This window comes from Sphingorhabdus sp. (assembly GCF_044338195.1).
Lineage (GTDB): Bacteria > Pseudomonadota > Alphaproteobacteria > Sphingomonadales > Sphingomonadaceae > Sphingorhabdus_B.
Genome location: NZ_JBIIMC010000062.1, coordinates 1 through 2,928 on the forward strand (window position 1 = coordinate 1; position 2,928 = coordinate 2,928).

The following is a 2,928-nucleotide window of genomic DNA, read 5'->3' on the forward strand; positions in this document are numbered from 1 at the left end:
ATCGTCACCGGCGCTGAAACCGAGGTGAAGGATTTCAACTGGTTGAAACGCCATACGCCCGAAGATGCACATGCCGTGCTGACCAATGTGTCGTCAGGCATGGGTGTCATTTCGATCATGGGACCCAACAGCCGCGCGTTGCTGCAATCGATTAGCCCCAATGACCTGTCGCATGAGGCGTTCCCCTTTGCGACCTCGCAAGAGATTGAGTTGGGCTATGCCATCGTGCGCGCATCGCGCATCACCTATGTGGGTGAGCTGGGGTGGGAGCTTTATATTCCCACCGAATTCATGGCGGGCGTATATGATGCGATCGTCGCGGCTGGCGCGGCGTTTGGATTAAAGCATTGCGGCTATCACGCGCTGAACGCGCTGCGCATGGAAAAGGCCTATCGCCACTGGGGCCATGACATCACGGATGAGGATACACCGTTGGAAGCCGGTCTTGGCTTTGCCGTGAAGATGGACAAGGCGGGTGGCTTCATTGGGCGCGAGGCTTTGGCCGCGCAGAAGGAAGCCGGCCTTAAGCAGCGCCTTGTGCAGTTCTTGGTCAAATCACCCGAACCCATGCTGTATCACAATGAACCGATTTGGCAGGGCGACCGGATCGCCGGTTATATTCGTTCAGGCATGTATGCCCATACGCTCGGCGGCGCGTGCGGGCTTGGTTATGTTGATGCCGCCGATGGCGGTGTCGTCGGGCCAATCGGCGCCGATGATTATGAAATCGAGATTGCCGGTGTCCGCTATCCCGTCACCGCGTCGCTCAAACCTTTTTATGACCCCACAAATGCACGGATCAAAATCTGATGTCACACAATGAACTTATGGGCCGCCTCGCTGCGAACACGCAGGTTGGATACAGTTTCGATCAGGAATTCTACACCAGCGATGCGGTTTTCAAAGCCGACTTTGATCAAATCATCAGCCGGAAATGGTTGCTGGCTGGCCATGTGTCGCGCATCCCGGAAAAAGGTGATTATTTCCTGTACCGGGTCGGTAATGAACAGATTATCGTCATTCGCGAAAACAGCGAAAGCGTCCGCGCATTTTTCAACGTCTGCCGCCACCGGGGTTCGACGATTTGTCAGTCGGAAAGCGGCAATGCACCGCGTCTGGTCTGCCCCTATCATGCATGGACATTTGGGCTTGATGGCCGCTTGATCTCCGCGCGGTTAATGCCGGAGGATTTCGACAAAGCCGAAAACAGTCTGTTCGCCTGCCACATCCGCGTTTTCCATGGCCTGATTTTCATCAACATGAGCGAGGGTGAACCCGACGATTTTGACGCGACCTTTGGCGACATGGGCGCAATTCTCGACTATCATGGTTTTGCAGACGCGCGGATCGCGCACGCCGGAAGCTATCCCACGACCGCCAATTGGAAGCTGGTCATCGAGAATTTCTTTGAATGCTATCATTGCGTGCCTTCGCATCCCGAATTCTGTTCAATGCATGCATCAGAGTCGATCGTTGCGGTAGGCGCAGGGCCAAGTTCGGGGCCTGCTGACGCCATTGCAAGCTTCACGCCCAAGTTGCAGGCTTGGGAAGAGAGTGCAGCAGCGGCAGGACGGCCAATCGGTAATATCGACGACGCCCCCGAAAGCAGCCACCTGCGTCTATTGATGCAGCGGATGAACAAGGATGGCTGGTCATCGGAGACGCAAGATGGTTCAGCACCCGCCCCATTGATGGGCAAGCGGACAAAGGCAGATGGCGGCCGGATGCACCTGAGCTTCAGCCCGTTCAGCCAAATTGTTGCCGACGACCATTTCGCTATCCTGTTCCAGTTCACGCCGCGCGGCGCGCTGGAAACCGATGTGGAAATGATCTGGCTTGTCGATGGCCGTGCGACGGAAGACCAGGTTGACATTGAAAAGATGATTTGGGGCTATCACGCGACAACGACGCAGGACAAAGTCATCACCGAAAATAATCAGGCGGGGATTATGTCGAGCCGTTACCGTCCCGGTCGCTATTCCGACCAAGAGGGCAGCGTTCTTAATTTCCAGAAATGGTATTTGAACCAGTTCGGGCTGGCGCGCGCCGAGTGACCATCGCCGCCAACATGCGGGCAGTTTTGCTGACCGGCCATGGCGGTTATGAAAAGCTGGAATTGCGTGATGATGTGCCGGTACCGAAACCCGGTGTTAATGATGTCCTGATCCGTGTTGGCGCGGCGGGCGTCAATAATACGGATATCAACACGCGGATTGGCTGGTATTCCAAATCGGTCGCTGAGGCGACCGAGACGGGCGCTGCAGAGGGACTTGAAGGCGCTGGCGATGATGGCTGGTCCGGTGCCGCGTTTCAATTTCCGCGTATTCAGGGTGCAGATGCTTGCGGGAGGATTGTCGCAGTTGGCGATAATGTCGATCCCGCCCGGATCGGTGAACGGGTCTTGGTCGAACCGGTCTTTTGCGGCGCGAGCCGTTACGACATTCTCTATTTCGGTTCGGAAGTCGATGGCGGCTTTGCGGACTATGCCTGCGTTCCTTCGGTTCATGCGCACCGCGTCGAATCTGCGTTATCGGACATCGAACTGGCTAGCTTTCCATGTGCCTATGGAACTGCGGAAAACATCCTGACCCGAATCAATGTGCAGGCAGGCGAGCGTGTACTCATCACGGGTGCATCAGGTGGCGTTGGCTCAGCGGCAGTCCAGCTTGCGAAGCGGCGCGGGGCAGAGGTCATTGCCATGGCTGCGGACAGTAAGGCCGATAGCGTCCGCGCGCTCGGTGCGTCCCAAGTCATACCGCGCGATGCCAATCTGGTATCATTGTTCGGGCAAGAGCATTTCGACGCCGCCGTCGATATTGTCGGCGGCGCGCAGTTCGGCGAGATCCTGAACGTCTTAAAGCGGGGAGGCCGCTATGGCGTATCCGGTGCGATTTCGGGGCCTGTTGTCGACCTTGATCTTCGGACGCT

Annotated in this window: 3 protein-coding genes; all 3 read left to right on the plus strand. The window is 56.8% G+C overall.

All coding sequences use genetic code 11. The features are described 5' to 3' along the window. Window positions 1-810, plus strand: an 810-nt coding sequence (locus tag ACIQZK_RS10640) for an aminomethyltransferase family protein (protein ID WP_397576103.1), incomplete at its 5' end; no start/stop codon positions are given. Further along, window positions 810-2,054, plus strand: coding sequence for an aromatic ring-hydroxylating dioxygenase subunit alpha (locus ACIQZK_RS10645; RefSeq protein WP_397576104.1), 1,245 nt, complete (start codon window positions 810-812; stop codon window positions 2,052-2,054). The genes ACIQZK_RS10640 and ACIQZK_RS10645, both read left to right, overlap by 1 nt. Beyond that, the coding region (locus ACIQZK_RS10650) for an alcohol dehydrogenase catalytic domain-containing protein (protein ID WP_397576105.1) at window positions 2,051-2,928 on the plus strand (878 nt) is incomplete at its 3' end. The genes ACIQZK_RS10645 and ACIQZK_RS10650, both read left to right, overlap by 4 nt.

What these genes read in the sequence shown, in the direction of transcription:
- ACIQZK_RS10645 (WP_397576104.1), top strand. Translation starts at nt 810, where the DNA reads ATGTCACACAATGAACTTATGGGCCGCCTCGCTGCGAACACGCAGGTT.